Origin of the sequence: Kribbella sp. NPDC000426 (assembly GCF_040300265.1) — a bacterium.
Classification (GTDB): domain Bacteria; phylum Actinomycetota; class Actinomycetes; order Propionibacteriales; family Kribbellaceae; genus Kribbella.
This window is the reverse complement of record NZ_JBEPDK010000001.1, coordinates 526354-548704: the sequence shown is the minus strand read 5'-3', so window position 1 is coordinate 548704 and position 22351 is coordinate 526354. Positions and strand designations below refer to the sequence as shown.

Sequence of the window (22351 nt, the reverse complement as noted above, 5' to 3'; positions counted from 1 at the left end):
GCGGACGGGTTCTGCATTTGCTGCCCGTGGTGATCAGGGAAGGTGACTACCACGGGGAGTCCTGCGCCGGGATCAGCCCAACCTCAATCGGCCTGGCTCAATCGGCCAACCTCGATCGGCCGGGCTCAGTCGAGGTCGGCGAGGGCCTTCTTGGCGGCCTCGAGCTCGGCCTCGAGCGCGGCCACCTTGGCGGCCTGCTGGGAGCGGGCCTCCTCGATGACCTCGTCGATCGGGGTCGAGAGGTCCTCGTGCAACTCCTTGGCCGCGCGGGACACCGCGGCCGCGGCAACGGCCAGGTCGCGAGCCAGGTAGGTCGTGCCCTGCTTGAGCTCGGCGTGCCACTCGCCGTCCGCCGTCCCGGTGACGGTGAGCGTGAGCTCGATGGTCTTCGCCTTCTTGCCGGCCGCCTTCTTCGCCGGCGCCTTCTTCGGCTTCGGCGCCTCGGCGGGAGCTGCGTCAGCCGTGTCGGGCGTTGCTTCGGCCGTCGTTTCGGGCGTGGCTGCCGACGGGTTGATCAGGTCGGGAGTGTCGGCGAGGTCGGACGGCGTCTCTACTGCCAGAGTGTCTACAGTCATCGTTGCGGCGATCTCCTTCTGGGACTGGCGCTGTGTGACTATTAGAACACATGTTCGATTCGCAGGCCAACCAGCTTCACCAGGAAGCGGTCGATCTGGTCTGCCAGCGGCGGCAGATCGGCCTCCGGCTCGTTGATCCGGATCGAGACCGCGCCGTGCACCGCGGCCCGCAGATCGAGCGCCACCGCGGTCGCGTCGTCCGCGGGCGCCAGGCCGGCGTCCATACAGGCCTGCACGGCGGCCTTCGCGCGGATCCCCAGCTCCTCCTTGAAGGCGAGATTCATCCGCCGGTTCAGTGAGCTTTCGTGCAGCACCTTGTAGAGGCCGGAATACTCGCGCACCCACGTGCCGAGGAAGATCAGCCGCGCGCGTAGCCGGCGTACCGGGTCGTCGCCGGCGCTGTCCTCTGCCTGCTCGAGGTCGCGGAGGAGGTCGGTCGTGGACTTCTCCAGCGCCGCGAAGACGAGCTCGTCGCGATCGGCGAAATGGATGTAGACCGACGTCGCCGCGATCCCGACCTCCCGGGCGACCGCACGCAGCGACAGCGCCTCGTCGTCCCCGAGCTCGTTCAGCATCCGCAGTGCGGCCTCGATGATCTCCTGCCGCAGCAGTTCCCCCTGCCCGCGACGGTTCCGGTTCCGCGACGTTCCAGCGTCCATAAAGCCGATTGTATTGCAACGGACGTTGCCTTACAGTCGTAGCACTACAGCTGTTCACTTAAGGATGACCATGAGCGAACGCAACAAACAAGCCGTCCTCGACTTCTACGAGACAGGCTTGAACCGGAAGGACTTCCACGCCGCCGCCGAGTTGCTCGGCGACACCTACACGCAGCACAACCCGCGGATCGCGGACGGCATCGCCGGCTTCGAGGAGTTCGTCGCGACGATCCGCGCGGACTTCCCGGACCTGAAGGCCGACGTCAAGCGCCTCTTCGCGGACGGCGACTACGTGATCGCCCACGTCCACGGCGTCCGCGTGCCGGGGCAGACCGGCACCGCGATCGTTGACATCTTCCGCCTCGACGCGGACGGCCGGATCGTCGAGCACTGGGACGTGATGCAGCCGGTTCCTGACGAGGCGTCCAACGCGAACGGGATGTTCTGATGGCTGCCGTGGAGGCGTCGCCAGAGGTCGACGTCCGGCGGTGGTGGGCGCTTGGGGCGGTGGCGACTGCTCAGTTGATGGTCGGGATCGATCTGACCATCGTGAATATCGCGTTGCCGTCGGTGCAGCGGGACCTTGGGATGTCGGATCCGGCGCGGCAGTGGGTGATCACGCTGTTCGCGCTCGGGTACGGCGGCCTGCTGCTCCTCGGTGGACGCATGAGCGACCTGATCGGACGGCGCCGTGCCCTCCTCGTCGGGCTAACCGGTTTCGCAACCGCGTCAGCGCTTGGCGGTGCGGCGACCGGTCCGGCGATGTTGCTGACCGGACGTGCCCTGCAGGGAGTCTTCGGGGCGCTGCTGACTCCGGCGGTGCTGGCGACCCTGGCGGCGTCGTTCCCGTTGCCGGCTGAGCGAGGGAAGGCGTTCGGCATCTACGGCACGGCGATGGGCAGCGCGTCCGGTCTGGGCGTGCTCGTCGGCGGCGTGCTCACGCAGTACCTGGACTGGAGGTGGTGCATGTTCGTGAACCTCCCGATCGCCGCACTGGCTGCAGGAGGCGTCCTGTACGCCGTACGTCCGGTCCCGCGAGCCAGTGGGGTGCGAGTGGACCTGGTGGGTGCGTTGCTGGCGACCGCAGGGCTGATGGCGGTGGTCTTCGGGTTCGCCAGGGCGGAGTCGGATGGCTGGAGCGCACCGGCGACGTACGCATCGCTCGCAGGTGGAGTGGTGTTGCTGGCGGCCTTCCTGGCTGTGCAGGCTCGCGTGAAGTCGCCACTGCTGCCGCTGAGGGTTTTGGCGAACAGCCGGCGAAGTGGCTCGTACCTGGCCGTGTTCAGCCTGGCGATCGGCATGTTCGCTGCGCTGTTCTTCCTGACGTTCTACCTGCAGAACATCCAGCACTACTCACCGGTGAAGGCCGGTGTGGCCTTCCTGCCGTTGACAGTCGGGCTGATGACTGGAGTGCGCGCAGTGAGCCGTCTGCTGGCCAAGACGCCAGTGCGGACCCTCATCTGCCCTGGGCTACTCACCATTGCCGCCGGGCTCGCACTGCTCGGGTTGCTCAGAGCTGACAGCAGCTACTGGCTACACGTCATGCCGGTGTTCTTCCTCGTCGGTCTGGGGACCGGATGGGTTCTGATCGCCGCCAACAGCACCGCAACCCTCGGCGCCGGTCCCGACACTGCGGTGGCCGGTGCCATGGTGATGACCTCTCAGCAGGTCGGCGCATCACTCGGGACTGCGCTGCTCAGCACAGTCGCCGGCACGGTCGCCGCCCACTCCGATGCTGTCCACGGGTTCAACGTGGCGAGCCTCGGAGCGGCCGGCTTCCTGTGCGTAGCGGCGGTAGTTGTCTACTGGGTGCTCTCGGAGCGGTCGCCCGACCACTCCAGGTGGAAGCTGCCCTCACGGTCGACCCGCTTGTAGGTGTGCGCACCGAACAGGTCACGCAGCCCCTGGATCAGCGCAGCCGGCAGGCGTTCGGCCCGCAGCCCGTCGTAGTACGACAGCGCAGCCGAGAACCCCGGAGCCGGTACGCCGACCGTCGCGGCGGCAGCCACCACCCGACGCCAGGACTCCTGCCCGTTGGCGACTGCTTCCTTGAAGTAGTCGTCGACGAGCAGCGAGGGCAGGTCCGCGTTCCGGTCGTACGCCTCCTTGATGCGGTCGAGGAACCGAGCCCGGATGATGCACCCGCCGCGCCAGATCGTCGCCATCGCACCGAGATCGATGTCCCAGCCGTACTCGTCGCTGGCCGCCCGGATCGCGTCGAAGCCCTGCGCGTACGCGACCAGCTTCGACGAGTACAGCGCGTGCCGTACGTCGTCGATGAACGCCTGCCGGTCCACGTCGAGCTTCGCCTCAGCCGGACCGGGCAGCACGCCGGCCGCCGCCTCCCGCCGTACGACGTCACCCGACAGGGACCGGGCGAACACGGCCTCGGCCATGCCGCTGACCGGGATGCCCAGGTCGAGCGCGGACTGCACGGTCCAGCGGCCGGTGCCCTTCTGCTCCGCCTGGTCGAGGACGATGTCGACGAACGCGCCGCCGGTGGTCGGGTCGGTCTGGCTGAGCACCTCGGCGGTGATCTCGATCAGGAACGACTCGAGGTCGCCGGTGTTCCAGTCGCGGAACACGTCGGCCAGTTCGGCGGGGGACAGGTCGAGCACGTGCCGGAGCAGGTCGTACGCCTCCGCGATCAGCTGCATGTCGGCGTACTCGATGCCGTTGTGCAGCATCTTCACGAAGTGGCCGGCGCCGTCCGGACCGACGTGCACGCAGCACGGCTCGCCGTTCACGTGCGCGGAGATCTTGGTCAGCATCGGCTCCAGCGCCGCGTACGACTCCGGCGAACCGCCCGGCATGATGCTCGGGCCGTTCAGCGCGCCCTCCTCGCCGCCGGACACGCCGCTGCCGACGAAGTGCAGGCCCTTCTCCTTCAGCGCGCTCTCCCGGCGCCGGGTGTCGAGGAAGTGCGCGTTGCCGGCGTCGACGACGATGTCGCCCTCGTCGAGCAGCGGCACCAGTTCGTCGATGACCGCGTCGGTCGGGGCGCCCGCCTTCACCATGATGATGATCTTGCGCGGCTGCTCCAGCGACTCGACGAAGCCGGCCAGGTCCGTGGACGGGACGAAGTCGCCCTCGGAACCGAACTCCGCGACCAGCGAGTCGGTGCGGGCCTGGGAACGGTTGTGCAGCGCGACGCTGAAACCGTTGCGCGCGAGGTTCCGGGCCAGGTTGCGACCCATCACCGCTAGTCCGGTGACACCTATCTGGGCCTTCTCAGAGCTCATCGAATCTCCCGCAGTCTCAAGGTGTGTGCGAGGTCCAGTCTGCTGCCCCCGGCAACCCCGCCGTCCAGCGGGGCCGGGTCGTGGACAGGTCGGCCCTTAGGCTCGGCTCGTGAATCCTCTCGAGTCCCGTTGTACTTCGCTCATCCTGATCGACCTGATGCCGCGGATCATCGCGCTGGACACCGCGCCGTTGAGCGGGCCGGCGGTAGTCCAGCGGTCGGTGGAGCTGGCCGCGGCGACGCGGGCGGCGGGTGGGTTGGTGGTGAACGTGCGGGTCGAGCGGCCGGGCGTCGACGTACAGCCGGAGGGGAGCGGGTTCGCGGATGAGGTGGTGCCGCAGCCGGGCGACCTGGAGATCGTCAAGCGCACGATCGGCGCCTTCGGCCGCTCACCCCTCGACGCCGAACTCCAGTCGCGCGGAATCGCGAACGTGGCCCTCGCGGGGATCGCAACCAACTTCGGCGTGGAATCCACCGGGCGCGCGGCATCCGACCTCGGCTACGAGACCTTCTTCATAACCGACGCGATGACCGGCCTGGACGCCCCGGCGCACGAGTTCGCGCTCTCCCAGATCTTCCCCCGAATCGGCGAACTCTGCACCACCAACGAGTACTTGACCGCCCTGAAGTAGCTACCCGAACAGCCTGGCGTTCTCCTGGACCCAGGTTTGTAGGGTGCGGGGTGGGTGGCCGGTGACCTGGGTGACTGTGTTGTTGACGGTGGTTTCGTCGATGGTTCTGTCGGCGAAGAAGGACTCGATGGCGGTGGCGTACGGCGCGGGCATCGAGGCCTCCAGCGCGGCGTGGGTTTCCGCGCGGGTCATCGGGTACGCCGTCAGCGCTCGGCCGATTCCCTCGCCCAGAATCGCGACCTGCTCGACCGGGGTCAGCGCGACCGGGCCGGTGAGCCGCAGTACTTCGCCGTCGGCCGAGCCCTGCAGAGCCCGCGCCGCGACGTCCGCGATGTCGCGCGGGTGGATCGTCGACACCGGCACGTCCGGGAACTGCACGCGCACCTCGTCGCCGGCGCGAAGTTGGTCCAGCCAGCGCAGGGTGTTCGACATGAACGAGTTCGGCCGCAGGAAGGTCCAGTCCAATCCGGAGACCCGGACGGCCTCTTCGGTCGCATGGTGGTACGCCGCGACCGCGTTCGTCAGCTCACCGTCGAGGGAGCTGCTCGACAGCACCACGACCTTCCGAACCCCCGCGTCCACCGCATTCGCGAGCAGTTCCTCGAGGCGGTCGTACCCGCTCAGCAGGAAGATCCCGGTGACGCCGGCGAGCGCGTCCACGAACGTGTCCGGCTTGTTCAGATCGCCGTACACAGGCTCGATACCAGTCGGCAGGGACGTCGCCGAGCGGATCAGCGCCCGTGCCGGAATGCCTTGTGCTGCGAGCGATTGCACGACCGCCCCACCCGCGTTGCCGGTTGCGCCGGTCACCAGGATCGTCATAGCTCGCAGCCTGCCATATCGAGGGCCGACCGCAGGCAGATCGCCGGGTCGTCCTGGTGGTAGATCCGTTCGTCGGGTTCGATGTTGTCGAGGAAACGCTGGTAGATCAGCGCATACGTCAGCGGCCCCAGCACACTCATCGGCCCGAGCGCGCGCAGCGGCTCGCACCCAGGGAGTTCATCCCGCCAGGCCGCCGCCCACACCTCGCACGCATGCTCGCGCTTCTCCGCCGGCAGGAAGTCGCGCAGACGCCTGATGTCGGTCGCGGGGTGACCGATGAACGTGTCCGCCCAGTCGACGATCACCCGATGCGTACCGTCCGACCGCCAGTTCCCTGGATGGAAATCCCCGTGCACCAACGTGATCGGCAGCCCCGCGGACTCGAGCTCACCGACGATCGCCGGCAGCCGATCGACCAGCTTCACCAGACCGCTCACCTCGTCGTCGGACAAGGCAACCCGCGGAATCAGCGCCGAGACCTCATCCGCCAACGAGGACGGCAACAACCGCGGAGCATCGAGCTCGTCCACCTCGCCGGCGAGAGCAGCCTGGGCCGCGACCCAACGAGGCACGACACTCTCGACCGACGCCCGGTCCGGCTCCCAGCAGTCCGTCCCCGGCGCGTGCGCGAGCAGCGACCAGCGGTCGACCCGGGATGTCGCGAGTACAGCAGGCGCGAGCGTCTCGTCGTACCGCCGGATGTGTTCGATGATGTCCGCGTCGACACTGCAGAACCGGCTCGTGGCCTTCGCCCACGCACCCGGAAACCGCACCAGACACGACAGGTTCCACGTCTTCACTTGTACGGCGTCGTGCGGCCCGATGACGCCCTGGGCCCACGCGATCAGCCGCGCCGGCCCGCCGACCTCGGCCCACGTCGACCGGTGCGGTTCCGCCGCAATGACCGAATCCCACTGGGGCGACGGCGTCTCATCCAGTACGCCGGGACGCGGCTCGCCCATCGCCTCGACGTGGTACACCGCCCGCCCGCCGCGCCCGATCACAGCCTCGTCCGCGTGCACGAGCCGCAGTACCAGCGTCGGAACACCGAGCAGCTCGTCCAGGTGCCGGGTGATGGCCTCGACCTCCGACCACCACCCCGGCTCCACGTCGAACGCCGGCGCCCGGCCGACGTACCGGGCGCCGACGCTCACCAAGGCCTCTACGGTCTTGAATTCCGTCTTGAATTCCACCGGCCTACTGTCGCGTGATCCGGTGCCAAGTGCGAGCACCCGACTTGAGTACGACGTCTGCACCGAGGTCGACAGCCGCCGCCGGGTCTTCCGTCCGTACGCCGTTGATCGTCACGGCCCCCTGCCGCAGCAGCCGGCGCAGCTCGGAGTTGCTGTCGTCGGGTCGAGCCGCTCGCAGCAGGTCGAAGGCGGTCACCGCCGAACCGTCCACCACCACCGAAGGCATCTCCTCGGGCTGCCCGCGATCCGAGAACGTCTGCCGGAAGGCGGCCAGCTCTGCACGTGCGACGCCCGCGCCGTGGTACCGCGTGACCACGGCCGCGGCCAGCCGGAGCTTGGAGTCGCGAGCCGCCGGACCACCGGTCGCCGCGGAGTCGGCAAGGGCAGCGACCGTCTCCAGCGGCAGCTCCGTGTAGACGCGTGCGTACGGCTCGACCAGTTCGTCCGGGATGCTCATCAGCTTGCCGAACTTGTCGCGCGGGCTGTCGGTCAGCCCGATGTAGTTGTTCAGCGACTTGGATTGCTTGGCCCGACCATCAATTCCGGGGGTGATCGTCGTCGTGATCACCACCTGCGGCGGCGCCCCCAACCGCTGCTGGAAGTGCCGTCCCAGCTGCTCGTTGAACAGCTGGTCGGACCCGACGATCGTCAGATCGCTTTCCATCGCAAAGCTGTCGTAGCCCTGCAGCACGGGGTATACCAATTCGTGGACGGCGATCTCCCGCCCGGCCGCGACCCGATCGCGGAACATGTCCCGGCTCATCAACTGCGCCTGCGTGACCTGGGCGAACAGACCCAACAGCTCGGCCACCGGCATCCCGTCGTACCACTCGGAGTTCCGCCGTACTTCGAACACCTCGGGGTCGGTGCGCAGCACCAGCGACACCTGCTCGAGGAACGACGCGGCGTTCGCGTCGATCTGCGCGGGAGTGAGCACCGGACGAGTCTCGGAGCGGCCGGTCGGGTCGCCGACGCGAGTGGTGAGATCGCCGAGCAGGAACACGACCCGGTGGCCGAGGTCCTGCAGTTGCCGCATCATCCACAGGTTGACCGCGTGGCCCAGATGCAGATCCGGCGCGGTGCAGTCGACGCCGTACTTGATCCGCAGCGGGCGCCCGGAGTCCAGCCGGTCGCGCAGGTCGTCCGCGCCGATGACGGTGTCGGTGGTACGGCGTAATCGCTCGATCACGAAGTTCACGTGGGGATTCCTCTCAGCGGCGAGGCACCGCCAGTGCCTCCGGCAACGGAAAGAGGCAGGAACCGGACGGTTCCTGCCTCGGAGGCTCTGGGTGGAGCGAGTGCGGGTACTACCGAATACCGGCTCCTCCCAGAGCCGGTCGATATGCCACGCGTCGCTTGATCACGCGATCAGGTTAGCAGACAGGACTTAAGCTCTGGGCGTGAGTGATGAGCGGGTAGTGCTGGTGGACGAGGGCGGGCACGCGATCGGGACCGAGGCGAAGGCAACGGTCCACCACGCGGCGACCCCGCTGCATCTCGCGTTCTCCAGCTACGTGATCGACGTGGACGGCCGGGTCCTGCTCACCCAGCGTGCGTTCGGGAAGCCCACCTGGCCGGGCGTCTGGACCAATAGTTGCTGCGGGCACCCACTTCCGGGCGAGCCGGTGGAGCACGCGGTACGGCGTCGGCTGGCCGACGAGCTCGGGATCGTCGTGGACTCGATGGACCTCGTGCTACCCGAGTTCAGGTACCGCGCCGAGATGCCGACCGGCATCGTCGAGAACGAGATCTGCCCGGTCTACCGGGCCAGGTGGACCGGCGACCCCACGCCGAACCCGGCCGAGGTCGCGGCCTACCGCTGGGTCGACTGGGACGAGGTGCGCGACGTCCCCGGCCTGTCGCCGTGGTGCCTGCTGCAACTGGACGTGCTCAGCACGCCGCCGGACGACTGGCCGATCGCCGACCCGGCCCGCCTACCACCCGCCGCCCAGGTCTAGCTCCAGAAGATCGTTGTGTACGGCGACGGCCGCCGTACTCGCGTGACCGGCCGCCCCGATCGCGAGCAGCGCCGGCGCCGCCGTCGTACCAACCGCGTAGACCCCGGGCACGGTGGTCCGTCCGCCCTCGTCCGCGACGACCGCGCCGTCGGCGACCTGGCAACCGAGCCGCTCGGCGAGATCGCTCTGCTGATGCTGCCGCACGACGACGAACACCCGCCCCGGCGCGAGCACCTCTCCGGTCGAGAGCACTACCCGAGGCGCTGACACCTCCGCGACTCGCCCGGTCCGGACCTTCACCCCGGCCAGGGACAGCCGCTCGAGCTGCGGGTCCGTCAGCTCGTCCCCGTCCGTGCACAGGACGACGTCCGAGCTCCATCGGCTGAGCAACAACGCCCGTGCCACCGAGCGGTCCGGCGCGCCGCGCATCCCCAGCTGCACCAGCGGCTGATCCCGCACCTCCCACCCGTGACAGTGCGGGCAGGCCACCACCGACCGGCCCCATCCCTCGGCCACGCCGGGCACATCGGGCAGTTCGTCCCACAACCCGGTCGCCAGCACGACGGACCGGACCTGTACCCCGTCGACCACGAACCCGTCGTCGTCCAGCGTCACGTCGTCGACCCGCGCGTCCCGGACCTCCACGCCGTACGCCGCGAGCTGCCGACGTCCGACGGCGAGCAACTCACCTGGCGCGGGATCCTCCGCGCCCAGGTAGTTGTGCACGTGCTCCGCCGCTCGGTTCCGCGGCTGCCCGTCGTCGAACAACACCACCTGCCGCCGCGCCCGGCCCAACGTCAACGCCGCCTGCAGCCCGGCCAGGCTCCCACCGATCACCGCTACGTCCATCTGATCAATATACGAGAAGATTCGTCTCATACTCTAAAATTGGTGAGCGGTGAGATGACCGCAGGCCGCCTAATGGGCAAATGATCGAGATCCGGCCGGTGACGACGGACGCGGACTACGAGGCCTGGCGCCAGGTCCGCATCGCCGTCCTCCCGCACGAGCGCTGTCCGAGCGTGGCCGAACTGCGCGAGCTGGAGACCGAGGAGCGTGTGCTGGTGCTGGCCGAGCTGGACGGCGCGGTCGTCGCCAACGGGCTCGCGGACAGCTCCGACGAGGCCGGGCGTGGGTTCGTGTCGCCGCGGGTCCGGCCCGAGGCGCGCCGGCGCGGGGTCGGCACGAAGTTGCTCGGGGTGCTGGCCGGTCATGCCGGTGCGCTGGGCTACGAGGTCGTCGGATCGGGCGTCGAGGACGAGGGCTCGTTCGCGTTCGCCCAGCGGTTCGGCTTCGTCGAGACAGGGCGCCAGGTCGAGCAGGTACGCCGGATCGGCGCCGAGACGTGGCCCGCCCGGCCGACGGAGTACGACATCGTCACCGTTGCGGAGCGCCCGGAGTTGTGGGCGACGGCGTACGAGCAGGTCGCGTTGCCGACGTTCCCGGACATGGATACGCCGACGCCGCTCGACGTGTCGGCCGAGGAGTGGGCGACCGAGTGGATCAACGAGCCGGCGGCCATGTTCCTGGCCGTGGTCGGGGATGACGTGATCGGCCTGGCCGGGCTGATGCTCGACACCGACAAGCCGGAGCGCGCCGAGGTCGCCTACACCGCCGTACGCCGGGATTGGCGTGGGAAGGCGGTCGCGTCGACACTCAAGCGGACGAGCATGGCGTGGGCGGCCGAGCACGGCATCAGCGAGGTCTATACGTGGACCCAGCAGGGCAACGCGAACATGCGGCGGCTCAACGAGCACCTCGGCTTCAGCTACGGCGCCGTGAGTATCAACGTCCGCGCGAACCTACCGCTGGAGTTCCCCGAGCAGCTCGGCTCCTGACCAGGCGCGGCGATCGGTCTCGGCGACGCGGATCAACTCGACCAGCTTGCTGTTGACCGGCGCGGACCGCCCGAGCGATTCCGCGAGCCGGACGACCTCGCCGTTCAGGTAGTCGATCTCGGTCGGCCGTCCCGCCTCCAGGTCCTCCCACATCGAGGTCCGGGCGAGCGGGTCGATCGCGAGCATCTTCGACGCGAGCCGGCGGAACAGGAAGTCGGGCAGCCGCAGGATCATCGGGAACCGGTGCATCGGAACCGCGAGCAACTGCGCCGGCTCGATCCCGGCAGCCTGCAGAATCCCCAGCGTTTCCGCTTGCGCTGCAGCCAGGCAACGCCGGTACGCGCGCTGGGAGAGCTCGTCGCGCAGAGGCAGGTTGGACAGCGCGTTGATCGGGTTGTTCAAGTTCAGCAGGAGTTTCGCCCACTGCACCGGCAGGATGTCGTCGTGCTGCGTCAGCGGCAGCCCGGCCCACTGGAACGCCTCGACGTACGGCGCCAGCGCGGCCTCCTGCTGGACGTCGAGCGCGCCCTCGGTGCCTTGATGAAACACGCCGGCGCCCCGGTTGAGCACGTTGAACGGAACCATCCCGGGCACCACGACCTGCTCGGTCAGCCGCGACCGCAACAGCTCCCCGTTCCGGACGCCGTTCTGAAAACTCACCACCACCGCACCAGGCTTCAACACCGACGCCAACTCGGCAGCCGCCCCCTCGGTAGCTGCCGACTTCACCGTCACCAACACCAGATCGGCCCCGGCCGCAACATCCGGCGTCGTCTCGAAGTCCACGTCCGACACCCGAAGATCCGCACCCAAATAATCGGTCAGACGCAGCCCGTGCGCCGCCAGTTCGTCGGCCATCCGCTGCCGGCCGACGAACGTCACGCGCGTCCCGGAGGCTGCCAGCCGGCCGCCCACGTAGCACCCGATCCCGCCGGCGCCGTACACAACGATCTTCACGGGTCACAACGTACCTAAGGACAGGAGGTGTTCGGGAGGTTCCGCCTGGCGTCCGCCCAAGACCGCCAGGTAGAACGCACACCTCCTGTCCTTCGGTACCACCCCAGGGCGAAACCCGACCAAGGAACCCCGGGAGCTAATGCAATCGCACGCGCGGATCGAGTACGGCGTACCCGATGTCGACCAGGATGTTCGCCACCACGACCGCCGCAGAGGCGAACAGCACGATGCCGATGATCACCGGCAGGTCCTGCTGGTTGATCGCGACCACGGCGGTCTGGCCGAGGCCGGGCAGGCTGAACACGGTCTCGATGACGACCACCCCGCCGATCAGCTGGCCGAGGTCGATGCCGAACTGCGTGATCACCGGTGTCAGCGCACTCCGCAGACCGTGGACCACGACCACCCGGCCCTCCCGGATGCCCTTCGACCGCGCGGTCCTGATGTAGTCCTCGCCGAGCACGTCCAGCATCGAACCGCGGGTCAGCCGGGTATACGTTGCCGCAAGCAACAACGCGAGCGCGATCCACGGCAGCACCAGGTGCTGGAACCACGGCCCGACGCCGCCGGCGATCGGCGCGTAGCCGCCGGCCGGGAACCAGGTGAACCCTGCCAGGGTGAGGCGGAAGTACAGGAAGTACAGCAGCAACAGCCCGAGCAGGAACGACGGGAACGAGTAGAAGAACAGCGAGAACAACGTCAGCCCGCGGTCCGCCAGCGACCGTGGGTGCGTCGCCGAGATCACGCCGTTGAACACACCCAGCAGCAACCACAGCACGGCCGCGCCGAGGGCCAGCGACACCGTGATCGGCAGCGCCTGCGCGATGATCTTGGTCACCGCAACCTGGTGGTAGTAGTCGTACCCGAGGTTGCCCTTCAGCGCGTTGCCGAGGAAGTGCAGGTACTGCTTCCAGACCGGCAGATCGAGTCCGAGGCGGTGCTTGATCAGCGCGATCGTCTCCGGCGTCGCCTGCCGGCCGGCCAGCGTCTGCGCGACGTTGCTCGGAGCAACGAAGAACAGGCCGAACACCGCGATGCTGATCAGCCACAGGACCAGGATCCCGTGGCCGATCCGGCGAATCAGGAACATGGCCATGGTTCAGGTCCGATCTGCGCGCGGGTCGAAGGCGTCCCGGACGCCGTCACCGAACAGGTTGAAGGCGAGCGTCGTGATCAGCAGCGCCAGACCGGGGAACAGGATGAACCACCACGCGGTCGTGTAGTAGTTCTGCGACGCGCTGATCATCCCGCCCCAGTCCGCGGTTGGCGGCGGCAGACCGAGCCCGAGGAACGACAACGTCGCCTGGGTGACGATCACGACCGGGATCAGCAGCGTGGTGTAGACGATCACCGGCGCCATCACGTTCGGCAGTACGTCGACGAACATGATCCGGCCGTCGCCCGCCCCGAGCGAGCGCGCCGCCTCGACGAACTCACGCTCCCGCAGCGACAACACCTGGCCACGCACGATCCTGGCCACGGACGCCCAACTGAAGCAGCCGATCACCAGCACCGTGACGGTCAGACTGGGACCCGTCACCGACACCAGCGCGATCGCCACCAACAGGAACGGAACCGACAGTACGACGTCGATCAGTCGCGCCAGGATGGTGTCGGTGATCCCCCCGAGGAACCCCGCAGCCAGTCCCAGCACGACTCCGATCACGACGGTGATCGCGGTGGCGATCACACCGACGAGCAGGGAGACGCGGGCGCCGTACGCGATCCGGACCAGGATGTCCCGGCCGAGGTCGTCGGTCCCGAGCCAGAACGTCCCGTTCGGCCCGCGCGGCAGGCCGTCCGGTGTCAGCCCGATGTCGCGGTACTGCTCGTTCGGCGGATGCCCGGTGATCGCGGTGAACACCGGCGCGAAGATCGCCATCAGCACGATCAGCAGGATCACGGCAAGCGAGATCATCGCCACCTTGTCCTTGCGCAACCGGTGCACGGCAAGGGAGAACGGACTCCGGCCCTCGATCGCCTTCGGCTCGTCGAGGACGTCGACCATCTCAATGGCGGAACTCATCGTCGTCCTCGCTTCGCTCCGGGCGCCGATGAGGCACGAGACGGACTGTGTTGTTTGATGACCTCGCTCCGCTCGGTCATGATGCCTTCAGATCAGGTACGGCGGTGGACAGGTCCTCGCCCACCGTCAACGGATAGAAGCACGCGGTGCGGTGTTGCCAGGAGTCGTCGAGCACGGACTCCAGCGGCGGCTCCTCGCCCGCGCAGTCCAGCCTCGCCTTCGGGCACCGCGTGTGGAACCTGCACCCCTCCGGCGGGTTCGTCGCGGAAGGGATGTCGCCGCCGAGGATGATCTGTTCGCGGCTGTCCGCCGTGTCCGGATCCGCCACCGGCAACGCCGACAGCAGCGCGCGGGTGTACGGGTGTCTGGTCTGGCTGAACAGCTCCTCGGTCGGCGCGAGTTCGACGATCTTGCCCAGGTACATCACCGCGATCCGGTCGCTCACATGCCGGACCACGGACAGGTCGTGCGAGATGAACACGTACGTCAGGTCGAACTCCTGCTGCAGATCCGCCAGCAGGTTGATGATCTGTGCCTGGATCGACACGTCCAGCGCCGACACCGGCTCGTCGCAGATCACCAGCTTGGGCCGCAGCGCGAGCGCCCGGGCCACCCCGATCCGTTGCCGTTGGCCACCGCTGAACTCGGCCGGGAACCTGTTGTAGTGCTCGGGGTTGAGCCCGACCAGCTCCATCAGTTCCTGGACCTTCTTCTTCCGTTCGTTGCCTGAAGCAATATTGTGGATCGCGAACGGGTCGCCGATGATCGAGCCGACCCGGCGGCGCGGGTTCAGGGAGCCGTACGGGTCCTGGAAGATGACCTGGACGTCGCGCCGCAGCGGACGCATCGCCTTGCGGGAGAGCCGGGTGATGTCCTGGCCCTCGAACGTCACCGTGCCCGACGTCACGTCGTACAGATGCGCCATACAGCGCGCCAGCGTGGACTTGCCGCAGCCGGTCTCGCCGACCAGGCCGAGTGTCTCGCCCTTGTGCACCTCGAGCGAGACCCCGGCGACTGCCTGCACCACTTCTTTGGAGTGCGTGGGGAACTCCTTGCGGACGTTCTCCACCTTCAGCAACACGTCCTCATTCATGAAGCGATCGCCTCGCTGTTCTCATGCGGCAGCCAGCAGGCCGACTGGTGCCGCGGGTCCCGGGCGACGTCGACCAGCGGCGGCGCCTCGGTGCGGCACTTGTCGAACACGTGCGGGCAGCGGGCCGCGAACGGGCAGCCCTTGGGCAGACTGATCAGGCTCGGCGGGGTCCCCGGGATCGGGGTCAGCCGGTCACCGCTGCGGGCCGGCAACGACGCCAGCAGGCCCTGGGTGTACGGATGGTGGTTGCGGTAGAAGATGTCGCGCCGCGGTGCCCGTTCCATCACGGCGCCGGCGTACATCACGACGACCTCGTCGGCCATCTCGGCCACCACCCCGAGGTCGTGCGTGATCAGGATGATCGCCGTACCGAACTGCTCCTGGAGCCGGCGCATCACGTTCAGCACCTGGGCCTGCACGGTCACGTCGAGCGCGGTGGTCGGCTCGTCCGCGATCAGCAGGGCCGGGTCGAGCGCCATCGCCATCGCGATCATCACCCGCTGCCGCATCCCGCCGGAGAACTGGTGCGGATAGTCGTCGATCCGCTCCGCGGCCCGGGGGATGCCGACCAGGGTCAGCAGTTCGGCGGCCCGTTTCCGGGCGTCCTGCTTGCTGATCTCGCGGTCGTGCGCCCGGATCATCTCCACGATCTGCCAGCCGATCCGGTACTGCGGATGCAGGCTGGACAACGGGTCCTGGAAGATCATGCCGATCTGGGCGCCCCGCAGCCGGCGCAACGTCGACTGCTCCGCGGTGATCAGGTCGGTGCCGTCGAAGAACGCCGTACCGGACACGGTGGCGCCGCGGGTGAGGCCGGTGATGGTCTGGGTGGAGACGCTTTTGCCGGAGCCGGACTCGCCCACCACGGCGAGGGTCTGGCCGGCTTCGACGTCGTACGACAACCCCCGGACGGCGCGGACGGTGCCGTCCGGGGTGTCGAAGGAGACCTTGAGGTCCCTTACTTCAAGCAGAGCCATGAGGTTGTCAGCCGCCCTGCTTGTCCTTGGACAGCCACACGTTCGTCGGGTCGTAGTTCTGCATCGACGGGACGTAGACGGCGTTGTGGACCTGCGCGGCGTGGTAGTTCGCCTGCTTGTTGCTGGTCAGCGGGTAGAACGCGGCCTGGTCCATCACCCGGGCGTCGGCCTTGGCCCACAGGTCGGCGGCCTGGTCGTCGGTCGGTGCCGCGATCGCCTGCTTGATCAGCGTGTTGGTCTCCGGGTCGTTGTAGAGCCCGAAGTTGCTGCCGACCGGCGGGAACGACGGCTCACCGGAGAACAGCGGGTTGAAGAACGACAGCGCCGCGTTGCCGTACCAGTCGGCGCCCCAGCCGGCCAGCGACAGGTCCCAGACGCCGCGCTGGGCGACGGTCGGCACCTGCAGGTACTTCACGTAGAAGTCGGCGTTCGGCGACGGTACGCCGACAACCGTGATCCCGACCTTCGACAGGTCCTGCTGGATCGTCTGGAAGGACTTGCTGCTGCCCTCGGTCGCGTTCCGGTACAGGAACTTCAGTGTCAGGTGCGGGAACCCTGCCTCGGCGAGCATCTGCTTGGCCTTGTCCGGGTTGTACGGGTACGGGTCGATCTGCTTGGACCCCAGGATCACGTCCGGGAGCACGTGGGTCAGCGGCGGGTTCAGCGTCTTGCCGCCGAGCACCTGCAGGATGTGGTCGCGGTTGATCGCGAAGCTGATCGCCTGGCGCACCTTCGGGTTCTGCAACGCCTTGTTGTTGTTCGGCGAGGCGGTGTTGTAGATGACGTACGGGTTCGAACTCGCGGTGTCACCGATGTTCAGGTTCGGGTCCTTCTTGGCCTGCAGCGCGGGCAGCTGGGACGGCGGCGGCGCGACGTCCCATTCCATGTCGGCCGACGGCGATCCGGTCTGCAGCTGCTGCTGGACCGAGTCCTGCGTGACGGTCTCGTTGACCAGGATCTTGTCGACGTACGCCTTCCGGACCGGGTCGGTAGCCGGGTCCCACGCGGGGTTTCGGGAGTACGAGATCGACTTGGTCGGCACCCACGAGTCGACCTTGTACGGGCCGTCCGACGGGAAGTGGTTGCCGAGCTCGGTGCTGGCCGGCAGGTAGTTGAGCGACTCGACCGGGGCGGGGGAGAAGGCCGTCAGCGTCAGCATGCCGGTGAAGTACGCCGCCGGCTGGTTGAGGTGGAAGACGACCGTGGTGGCGTCCTTGGCCTCGACACCCGGGAGCGGGGTCTTGTCGATGTAGTCCTTGATCCCGGCGACCGTCTTCGGCGCCTTCGCGAACCCGGCGGCGAACGCCTTGTAGCCGACGATCAGGTCGGCGAAGTCCGGGATACCACCGAACGGCTGGACCGGGTTGGCGGTGCGCTTCACGCCGAGGACCATGTCGGCGGCGGTCACCTGGCGGGCCGGAGTCGTGTTCCACTTGGCGCCCGGCCGGATCTTGAACGTGTACGTCTTGCCGTCCTTGCTCACGCCGCCGTTGTCGACGGTCGGGAGTTCGGTGGCCAGGTCGGCGACCGGCGTGGTGTTCTTGCCACCTGGATCCGCGGGATAGGTGAACAGCTGCCGGCTCCACATCCGCAGGTTCTGGTAGCCCACGGCGTAGTAGCTCAGGTTGGGATCCATGTAGTCGACATCGCCGGCGCCGAGGACGTTCAGGGTGCCTCCGCTGACAGGGGTGCCGGCGGAACCTCCGGATCCGGATACTGTTCCGCCGCCGTTACTACAAGCCGCGAGCACGATGCTCGCGACGGCGGCAAGGGATAGTGCCGCCAGCCGTCTTCTGGCCATTGGTCCTCCTCCGGGACTCGATAGCGCCGAAGTTAGGACTTCCGGACCCAGCCGGAACCGCGGTCACGCAACCGTCAAACAGATGTCAATCGCCGCCCGCCCGAACATGACGGATTCATGACAGCCGTAACCGCCATAAGGTCCGTCCGTGAGCGACACTGGGTCCGTGGCACACAGCTTGCTGCTGGTCGACGACGAGCCGCGGATCCGGCGGGTACTGCGGCTTGCCCTGGAGGACGAGGGCTACGAGGTGGCGGAGGCGGCCAACGGGTACGACGCCCTGGCCGCGCTGCGCCGGGAGCCGCCGGACGTGGTGCTGCTGGACCTGATGCTGCCCGACCGGGACGGATTCACCGTCTGCCGGGAGATCCGGCGCTCCAGCGACGTACCGGTGATCATGGTGACCGCGCGGACCGACAGTCACGACGTGGTCGCCGGGCTGGAAGCCGGCGCGGACGACTACGTGACCAAACCGCTGGTCGCGAAGGAGCTGTCGGCGCGGATCCGGGCGCTGCTCCGCCGGGTCGAGCCGTCCAACGCCCGGCAGGCCGAGCTGGTCGACGTCGGCGACCTGCGCATCGACGTACCGGGTGCGGAGGTGACGCGGGACGGCGAGACGCTGCCGCTGACCAGGACCGAGTTCAAGCTGCTCGCCGAGCTGGCCGGCGCCGAGGGCAAGGTGCTCAGCCGGGAGCAGCTGCTGTCGAAGGTGTGGGGCTACGGGTACTTCGGTGACAGCCGGATCGTCGACGTCCATATCCGCCGGCTGCGGCTGAAGATCGAGCGTGACCCGGCCAGCCCGAAGCATCTCGTCACCGCCCGTGGCCTGGGCTACCGACTGGTGAGCTGACCTTGCTGGGACGGTTCAGCCTGCGGAATCGCGTCATGCTGGCCTACGGGCTGCTCGCGCTCGGCTTGTCGGCTGTCCTGGCGATCGTGACCTGGAGTGTGGTCTCGGACTACCTGACCCAGCAGCGCGCCGAATCCGCGGAGTCGGTCACCTCCGACAACGCGGCAGCGCTGCGGTACGGGCTGTTCGGGGCGCCCCAACCTTGCGTCCCCGCCCGGGAACGCGCCGACTGCTCCGGTCTCGAGCTCCAACCCGGCGTTGAGGTGCTGCAAGTCCTTCGAACGTTGCCCTCCACCGACGCCGCCGCATCGATGGCGTACGTCGGCGACAAGTGGTACTCGCTGACCGGAAAACCCTCCGACCTGCCGCCCGACCTGATCCAGAACGCGCTCGCCGGCAACATCGTGCAACGGCGGATCGAGGTGAGCGGGCAGCGGGCGCTGGCCGTCGGCGTACCGATGGGCCGGCCTGACGAGGCGTACTTCGAGTGGCATCCGCTGGGCGCCCTCGACAGCACGCTGCTGAAGCTGAAGCTCACGCTGATCGCGGCGGCGATCGCGACCGCGCTGGTCGGGCTCGCGGTCGGTCGGCTGGCAAGCACGCTGGCGCTGCGGCCGCTGGCCGAGCTGACCCGGGTGGCGGACGAGGTCGCGCGCGGGAAGCTGGACGCGCGGCTGCTGGCCGAGCAGGACCGCGACCTCGGCGGGCTGGCGCGTTCGTTCAACCAGACGGCGGCGGCGCTGGAACGCCGGGTGGCCGCGGATGCGCGGTTCGCCGGTGATGTGAGCCATGAGCTGCGGACGCCGCTGATGACGATGCTCAACTCGATGCAGCTGATCCAGAACCACCGCGCGGAGCTGCCGGCCGCCGTACGGGAGCCGGTCGAGCTGCTCGGTGACGACCTGGACCGGTTCCGGCGGTTGGTGATCGACCTGTTGGAGATCTCCCGCGACGACGGCGGCGACCGGGGGAGCCGGGAGATCGTCCGGATCGCCGACCTGGTCCGCGCGGCGGCCGACGCGACCGCCGGGCGCGAGGTGACCACGGTCGAGCCAGAAGCCGAAGGGCTTACCTTGCAGGCCGACAAGCGCCGGCTTGAGCGCGTGATCGCCAACCTGGTCGAGAACGCCGAGGACCACGCCGGCGGCTGCAAGGGCGTCGGCGTCGAGGCCGGCGGTCTGGGCGTGATCATCACGGTCGACGACGCCGGTCCGGGCATCGCCGCCGAGGACCGCACCCGCATCTTCGAACGCTTCGGCCGCGGCGAAACCTCCGGCCGCGGCCGCGGCGTGGGCCTGGGCCTCGCGATCGTCGCCCGCCACGTCCAATGGCACCACGGCACCATCCAGGTAACCACCCGCCCCGGCGGCGGCGCCCGCTTCGTCGTCGAGCTGCCGGCAAAAACCAGCTGACGGTTCTTGAGGCCTCCGGTTACTGTGGAGGCATGGCTACTTGCCTCTGTGTCTAGCTGGCGCACTCCATCTGACAGGTGAAGTGCGTCTACTAGTATTCACGGAGAGTAACCATCATGATCACCGCTCGCGGTGTTGATATTCGTGTCGGCGCTCAGCTGCTGCTGGCCGATCTTTCGTTCACAGTCGGCGCGGGGGACCGCGTCGGGCTCGTCGGCCGTAACGGCGCCGGCAAGACCACCCTGCTCACCACGCTGGCCGGCGAACGTCGCCCGGCGGCGGGCGACATCGCCGTGACCGGCTCCGTCGGCTACCTGCCGCAGGACCCGCGAGCGGCCGACCCCGCGATCACCGTCACCGATCGCATCCTGTCCGCCCGCGGCCTCGACACCGCCGTCCGCGATCTCCGCGCGGCCGAGACCGCGATGAGCACGGCGACCGGTGAGGCGCAGGAGAAGGCGATGGCGGCGTACGCCCGCGCCGAGGCCGCCTTCCAGGCCGGCGGCGGCTACGCGGCCGAGGCGGAGGCGGCGCGGCTCGCGGCCGGTGTCGGACTGCCCAACCGTGCGCTCGAGCAGCCGGTCGGTCACCTGTCCGGCGGGCAGCGTCGCCGGGTCGAGCTGGCCCGGATCCTGTTCGCGCAGCACGACATGTTGCTGCTCGACGAGCCGACCAACCACCTCGACGCCGACTCGGTGCTCTGGCTGCGGCAGTTCCTGCTGTCGTACGCCGGTGGCCTGATCGTCATCAGCCACGACACGGAGTTGCTCAAGGCAACGGTCAACCGGGTCTTCCACCTGGACCCGCTGCGGCTGACGATCGACATCCACAACACCGGCTGGAAGAAGTACCGCGAACAGCTGGAGGTCGACGAGCGGCGGCGGCAGCGCGAGCGTGCGGTCGCCGAGCGCAAGGCCGCGGTCCTGCATGCCCAGGCGGCGAAGATGCAGGCCGGGGCGAGCACCGCGATGGCAGCCAAGAACATGGCCCGCCGCGCGGACAAGCTGCTCTCCGACCTCGAGCCGGTACGCCGGTCCGGGCGCGTCGCCAAGATCCGCCTGCCCGCTCCGGCGCCGTCCGGCAAGACCCCGCTGTCCGCCGTCGGCCTGAAGAAGGCGTACGGCGGACTGCAGGTGCTGAACGGTGTCGACCTGGCCGTCGACCGGGGCAGCCGGGTCGTCATCCTCGGACTGAACGGCGCCGGCAAGACGACGCTGCTCCGGCTCCTCGCGGGCCGCGAACAGCCGGACGCCGGCCGCGTCGTACCCGGTCACGGCCTCCGGCTCGGGTACTTCGCCCAGGAGCACGACACGCTCGACCTGGCCGGCACCGTCCGCCAGAACCTGGCCGCGGTGGCCCCCGGGCTCACCGACGGCGAAGTCCGGAACGTGCTCGGGTCGTTCCTGTTCAGCGGCGACGACGTCGACAAGCCGGCCGGCGTACTGTCCGGCGGCGAGAAGACGCGGCTCGCGCTCGCCGGGCTGGTCCACTCCAGCGCGAACGTGCTGCTGCTGGACGAGCCGACCAACAACCTCGACCCGGTGTCGCGGGACGAGGTCCTGGGCGCGGTCGGCAGCTACCCGGGCGCGATCGTGATGGTCACGCACGACGAGGGTGCGATCGAGGCGCTCCGTCCGGATCGCGTGCTGATCCTGCCGGACGCGACCGAGGACCTGTGGTCCGACGACTATCTGGACCTCGTGTCGCTCGCATGAGTCAACCCTGGGGTTGAGGCTCGGGTTCCACCCGGGTCTCACCTCCGGGCTGACGTCCGAACGGCCGATTCCGGGGAGTGTTGTCATCAACAACAACTCCTCGGAAGGAACCCCAGAAATGTCGGCCGTGATCGGTATCTTGGTGGGTCTGCTGGTGCTGGTGCGTGTCATCGGCCGGCAGGTGACCGGTTCGCTCGTCACCCAGAAGTCGCTGTTCCTGATGCCCGTGATCCTGCTGGGCGTCGGTCTGTTCTCGCTCTCGTCGAGCGTGCACAACGCGACCTCCGGTCAGCTCGCCTTCCTCGTCCTCGACTGTGTCGTGCTGGCCGGTTTCGGTGTCGCCCGCGGCGCCAGCGTCCGGCTCTCGCCGACCGACCAAGGCCTGTTCCAGAAGGGCACCGCGGCGACTCTCGTCCTGTGGCTGGTGACGATCGCACTCCGGGTCGGTACGTCGTTCGCCTCCGCCGCGCTCTGGCCGCACAACACCTTCGGTACCTCGACCCTGGCGCTGACGATCGGCGTCACGCTCGCCGCCCAGAGCGCGATGATCTACCGCCGCGCACTGGCGATGAACGTCCCCTTCGCCACCGAACGGGTCTGAT

General features: G+C 68.5%; 22 protein-coding genes. 9 read left to right on the top strand and 13 right to left on the bottom strand.

Annotated features, from left to right (window positions below; translation table 11 throughout):
- Positions 1–125 precede the first annotated feature (125 nt).
- Positions 126–575: a DUF6319 family protein gene (locus tag ABT313_RS02635; RefSeq protein ID WP_350847891.1), complete on the bottom strand. Its 450-nt coding sequence runs from the start codon at positions 573–575 to the stop codon at positions 126–128.
- A 41-nt stretch (positions 576–616) separates the two neighbouring features.
- The gene (locus ABT313_RS02630) at positions 617–1234 is read right to left on the bottom strand and encodes a TetR/AcrR family transcriptional regulator (protein ID WP_350847889.1); all 618 of its coding nucleotides are present in this window, start codon (positions 1232–1234) and stop codon (positions 617–619) included.
- A gap of 70 nt (positions 1235–1304) precedes the next feature.
- On the opposite strand from ABT313_RS02630, the gene ABT313_RS02625 reads away from it, so the two are divergent.
- Positions 1305–1682 (top strand): nuclear transport factor 2 family protein, encoded by a 378-nt coding sequence (locus ABT313_RS02625; RefSeq protein WP_350847887.1) that lies wholly within the window; start codon positions 1305–1307, stop codon positions 1680–1682.
- Entirely contained in the window at positions 1682–3109 is a 1428-nt protein-coding gene (locus ABT313_RS02620; protein WP_350847885.1) for an MFS transporter, read from the top strand. Before ABT313_RS02625 ends, ABT313_RS02620 begins: the two co-directional genes overlap by 1 nt.
- Here the strand turns inward: ABT313_RS02620 and gnd are convergent.
- Positions 3037–4476 carry an NADP-dependent phosphogluconate dehydrogenase gene (gnd, locus tag ABT313_RS02615; protein ID WP_350847883.1) on the bottom strand — a complete coding sequence of 480 codons (1440 nt, stop codon included), beginning with the start codon at positions 4474–4476 and terminating at the stop codon, positions 3037–3039. The two genes, ABT313_RS02620 and gnd, sit on opposite strands and share 73 nt — an antisense overlap.
- Before the next feature lie 109 nt (positions 4477–4585).
- Between gnd and ABT313_RS02610 the strand changes: the two genes are divergently transcribed.
- Entirely contained in the window at positions 4586–5107 is a 522-nt protein-coding gene (locus tag ABT313_RS02610; protein ID WP_350847881.1) for an isochorismatase family protein, read from the top strand.
- On the opposite strand, the gene ABT313_RS02605 is transcribed toward ABT313_RS02610, so the two are convergent.
- Genes ABT313_RS02605 through tyrS form a run of 3 tightly spaced genes read right to left on the bottom strand, consistent with a single transcriptional unit; the run spans position 5108 to position 8320 of the window.
- Positions 5108–5929: an NAD(P)H-binding protein gene (locus ABT313_RS02605; protein ID WP_350847879.1), complete on the bottom strand. Its 822-nt coding sequence runs from the start codon at positions 5927–5929 to the stop codon at positions 5108–5110.
- A complete protein-coding gene (locus ABT313_RS02600; protein ID WP_350847877.1) occupies positions 5926–7122 on the bottom strand; it encodes an aminoglycoside phosphotransferase family protein in 1197 nt (398 codons plus the stop codon). Before ABT313_RS02600 ends, ABT313_RS02605 begins: the two co-directional genes overlap by 4 nt.
- Before the next feature lie 4 nt (positions 7123–7126).
- Positions 7127–8320: a tyrosine--tRNA ligase gene (gene tyrS, locus ABT313_RS02595; protein ID WP_350847875.1), complete on the bottom strand. Its 1194-nt coding sequence runs from the start codon at positions 8318–8320 to the stop codon at positions 7127–7129.
- Between the two features lie 202 nt (positions 8321–8522).
- Between tyrS and idi the strand changes: the two genes are divergently transcribed.
- A complete protein-coding gene (idi, locus tag ABT313_RS02590) occupies positions 8523–9080 on the top strand; it encodes an isopentenyl-diphosphate Delta-isomerase (RefSeq protein WP_350847873.1) in 558 nt (185 codons plus the stop codon).
- Here the strand turns inward: idi and ABT313_RS02585 are convergent.
- Complete coding sequence (locus ABT313_RS02585; protein WP_350847871.1) at positions 9057–9929, bottom strand: NAD(P)/FAD-dependent oxidoreductase; 873 nt, start codon at positions 9927–9929, stop codon at positions 9057–9059. The two genes, idi and ABT313_RS02585, sit on opposite strands and share 24 nt — an antisense overlap.
- Before the next feature lie 80 nt (positions 9930–10009).
- Between ABT313_RS02585 and ABT313_RS02580 the strand changes: the two genes are divergently transcribed.
- Positions 10010–10918 carry a GNAT family N-acetyltransferase gene (locus ABT313_RS02580; RefSeq protein ID WP_350847869.1) on the top strand — a complete coding sequence of 303 codons (909 nt, stop codon included), beginning with the start codon at positions 10010–10012 and terminating at the stop codon, positions 10916–10918.
- On the opposite strand, the gene ABT313_RS02575 is transcribed toward ABT313_RS02580, so the two are convergent.
- From ABT313_RS02575 to ABT313_RS02550, 6 genes are all read right to left on the bottom strand, one after another.
- Positions 10883–11875, bottom strand: a complete 993-nt coding sequence (locus tag ABT313_RS02575; RefSeq protein ID WP_350847867.1) for a 2-dehydropantoate 2-reductase — start codon at positions 11873–11875, stop codon at positions 10883–10885. The two genes, ABT313_RS02580 and ABT313_RS02575, sit on opposite strands and share 36 nt — an antisense overlap.
- Before the next feature lie 136 nt (positions 11876–12011).
- Positions 12012–12971 carry an ABC transporter permease gene (locus ABT313_RS02570; protein WP_350847865.1) on the bottom strand — a complete coding sequence of 320 codons (960 nt, stop codon included), beginning with the start codon at positions 12969–12971 and terminating at the stop codon, positions 12012–12014.
- Positions 12972–12974: 3 nt separating this feature from the next.
- Complete coding sequence (locus ABT313_RS02565) at positions 12975–13901, bottom strand: ABC transporter permease (RefSeq protein WP_350847863.1); 927 nt, start codon at positions 13899–13901, stop codon at positions 12975–12977.
- A 76-nt stretch (positions 13902–13977) separates the two neighbouring features.
- Entirely contained in the window at positions 13978–14994 is a 1017-nt protein-coding gene (locus tag ABT313_RS02560; RefSeq protein ID WP_350847861.1) for an ABC transporter ATP-binding protein, read from the bottom strand.
- A complete protein-coding gene (locus tag ABT313_RS02555; RefSeq protein WP_350847859.1) occupies positions 14991–15971 on the bottom strand; it encodes an ABC transporter ATP-binding protein in 981 nt (326 codons plus the stop codon). Before ABT313_RS02555 ends, ABT313_RS02560 begins: the two co-directional genes overlap by 4 nt.
- Before the next feature lie 7 nt (positions 15972–15978).
- The gene (locus tag ABT313_RS02550) at positions 15979–17772 is read right to left on the bottom strand and encodes an ABC transporter substrate-binding protein (protein ID WP_350847857.1); all 1794 of its coding nucleotides are present in this window, start codon (positions 17770–17772) and stop codon (positions 15979–15981) included.
- A gap of 148 nt (positions 17773–17920) precedes the next feature.
- On the opposite strand from ABT313_RS02550, the gene ABT313_RS02545 reads away from it, so the two are divergent.
- The 4 genes from ABT313_RS02545 to ABT313_RS02530 all read left to right on the top strand — a co-directional run bounded on the left by ABT313_RS02545 (position 17921) and on the right by ABT313_RS02530 (position 22350).
- The gene (locus ABT313_RS02545) at positions 17921–18622 is read left to right on the top strand and encodes a response regulator (RefSeq protein WP_502883926.1); all 702 of its coding nucleotides are present in this window, start codon (positions 17921–17923) and stop codon (positions 18620–18622) included.
- A 35-nt stretch (positions 18623–18657) separates the two neighbouring features.
- Positions 18658–20034: a HAMP domain-containing sensor histidine kinase gene (locus tag ABT313_RS02540; protein WP_350847855.1), complete on the top strand. Its 1377-nt coding sequence runs from the start codon at positions 18658–18660 to the stop codon at positions 20032–20034.
- 116 nt (positions 20035–20150) lie between these two features.
- Positions 20151–21749: an ABC-F family ATP-binding cassette domain-containing protein gene (locus ABT313_RS02535; RefSeq protein WP_350847853.1), complete on the top strand. Its 1599-nt coding sequence runs from the start codon at positions 20151–20153 to the stop codon at positions 21747–21749.
- Positions 21750–21867: 118 nt separating this feature from the next.
- Positions 21868–22350, top strand: coding sequence for a hypothetical protein (locus ABT313_RS02530; RefSeq protein WP_350847851.1), 483 nt, complete (start codon positions 21868–21870; stop codon positions 22348–22350).
- Position 22351: the final 1 nt, after the last annotated feature.

Excerpts from the sequence above, each read along its gene's own strand:
- ABT313_RS02635 (WP_350847891.1), bottom strand. The coding sequence starts at position 575 with ATGACTGTAGACACTCTGGCAGTAGAGACGCCGTCCGACCTCGCCGAC.
- ABT313_RS02630 (WP_350847889.1), bottom strand. The coding sequence starts at position 1,234 with ATGGACGCTGGAACGTCGCGGAACCGGAACCGTCGCGGGCAGGGGGAA.
- ABT313_RS02625 (WP_350847887.1), top strand. The coding sequence starts at position 1,305 with ATGAGCGAACGCAACAAACAAGCCGTCCTCGACTTCTACGAGACAGGC.
- ABT313_RS02620 (WP_350847885.1), top strand. The coding sequence starts at position 1,682 with ATGGCTGCCGTGGAGGCGTCGCCAGAGGTCGACGTCCGGCGGTGGTGG.
- gnd (WP_350847883.1), bottom strand. The coding sequence starts at position 4,476 with ATGAGCTCTGAGAAGGCCCAGATAGGTGTCACCGGACTAGCGGTGATG.
- ABT313_RS02605 (WP_350847879.1), bottom strand. The coding sequence starts at position 5,929 with ATGACGATCCTGGTGACCGGCGCAACCGGCAACGCGGGTGGGGCGGTC.
- ABT313_RS02585 (WP_350847871.1), bottom strand. The coding sequence starts at position 9,929 with ATGGACGTAGCGGTGATCGGTGGGAGCCTGGCCGGGCTGCAGGCGGCG.
- ABT313_RS02580 (WP_350847869.1), top strand. The coding sequence starts at position 10,010 with ATGATCGAGATCCGGCCGGTGACGACGGACGCGGACTACGAGGCCTGG.
- ABT313_RS02570 (WP_350847865.1), bottom strand. The coding sequence starts at position 12,971 with ATGGCCATGTTCCTGATTCGCCGGATCGGCCACGGGATCCTGGTCCTG.
- ABT313_RS02565 (WP_350847863.1), bottom strand. The coding sequence starts at position 13,901 with ATGAGTTCCGCCATTGAGATGGTCGACGTCCTCGACGAGCCGAAGGCG.
- ABT313_RS02560 (WP_350847861.1), bottom strand. The coding sequence starts at position 14,994 with ATGAATGAGGACGTGTTGCTGAAGGTGGAGAACGTCCGCAAGGAGTTC.
- ABT313_RS02555 (WP_350847859.1), bottom strand. The coding sequence starts at position 15,971 with ATGGCTCTGCTTGAAGTAAGGGACCTCAAGGTCTCCTTCGACACCCCG.
- ABT313_RS02550 (WP_350847857.1), bottom strand. The coding sequence starts at position 17,772 with ATGGCCAGAAGACGGCTGGCGGCACTATCCCTTGCCGCCGTCGCGAGC.
- ABT313_RS02540 (WP_350847855.1), top strand. The coding sequence starts at position 18,658 with ATGCTGGCCTACGGGCTGCTCGCGCTCGGCTTGTCGGCTGTCCTGGCG.
- ABT313_RS02535 (WP_350847853.1), top strand. The coding sequence starts at position 20,151 with ATGATCACCGCTCGCGGTGTTGATATTCGTGTCGGCGCTCAGCTGCTG.
- ABT313_RS02530 (WP_350847851.1), top strand. The coding sequence starts at position 21,868 with ATGTCGGCCGTGATCGGTATCTTGGTGGGTCTGCTGGTGCTGGTGCGT.